General features: G+C 72.9%; 1 protein-coding gene. It reads right to left on the bottom strand.

Going from position 1 to position 1,275, the window contains the following annotated elements:
- On the bottom strand, positions 1–1,275 hold a 1,275-nt coding region (locus QH283_RS04965), incomplete at both ends, for an AMP-binding protein (protein WP_280501830.1).

The raw sequence follows: 1,275 nt of genomic DNA on the forward strand, positions 1-1,275 counted from the left end.
CCCCCCCGGGGGGCGTGTGGCGGGGGGGGCGGGGGGCCGGGGGCCCCCGCCCCCCCCCGCGACTCGGGGGGGGCGGCCACGGCGGCCACGGTGGAGACCTCGAACAGCTCGCGCACACCGAAATCGGTGTTCAGCGCGGCCGACCGGCGCGCGGCGACCTGGGTGGCCGACAGCGAGTTGCCGCCGAGGGCGAAGAAGTCGTCGTCCAGGCCGACCCGCTCCACGCCGAGCACCTCGGCGAAGGTGCGGGCCACGATCTCCTCGACCGGGGTGGTCGGGGCGCGGAACTGCGCGGCCTCGAAGCTCGGGGCGGGCAGCGCCCTGCGGTCCAGCTTGCCCGAGGCGTTGAGCGGGAACTCCGCCAGCGCCATGATCAGCGCCGGGACCATGTAGGCGGGCAGCTTGGCGGCCAGATCCTCGCGCACCAGATCCACGTCGAGAGTGGCGCCCGAGGCCGGAACCACATAGGCCACCAGGTTCTCGTTGCCGCGCTGGTCGACGTGGCGCACCACCACCGACTGCGCGATCTCGGGCAGCCCGGTGAGCGTGGCCTCGATCTCACCCAGCTCGATGCGCAGACCGCGCAGCTTCACCTGGAAGTCGGTGCGGCCCAGGTACTCGAGCTCCCCGTCGGCCGTCCAGGCCACCAGGTCACCGGTGCGGTACATGCGCTCACCCGTGCCGAACGGGTTGGCCACGAACCGGTCCGCGGTCAGATCCGCGCGGCGCACGTACTCGCGCGCCAGCTGGTCGCCCGCCAGGTACAACTCACCCGCGACACCGACCGGGCTGGGCCGCAGACGCGAATCCAGCACGTAGACCCGGGTGTTGAACACCGGGGCGCCGATCGGCACGGTGTCGGTGTCGGCCTCGGTCACCTGGTGGTAGGTGACGTCGACCGCGGCCTCGGTGGGGCCGTACAGGTTGTGCAGCTGGGCTCCGGTCAGCTCGAGCAGGCGGTGGGCGGTGCGCGGCGGCAGCGCCTCACCGGAGGCGAACACCAGCCGCAGCGACTCCACACCGGCGCGGGCGGCGCCGAGTTCGGCCAGCGCGGCCACGAAGACCGCCAGCATGGACGGCACGAAGTGGACCGTGGTGATCCGCTCGGCGGCGATGGTCTCGGCCAGGTAGGCCGGATCGCGGTGACCGTCCGGCCTGGCCACGACCAGGCGCGCGCCGATCTGCAACGGCCAGAAGAACTCCCACACCGACACGTCGAAGGTGGCCGGGGTCTTCTGCAGCACCACGTCGTCGCGGGTCAGCTCGTACTCCGAC

The sequence above is a fragment of the Nocardia farcinica genome (genome assembly GCF_029867845.1).
Classification (GTDB): domain Bacteria; phylum Actinomycetota; class Actinomycetes; order Mycobacteriales; family Mycobacteriaceae; genus Nocardia; species Nocardia farcinica_A.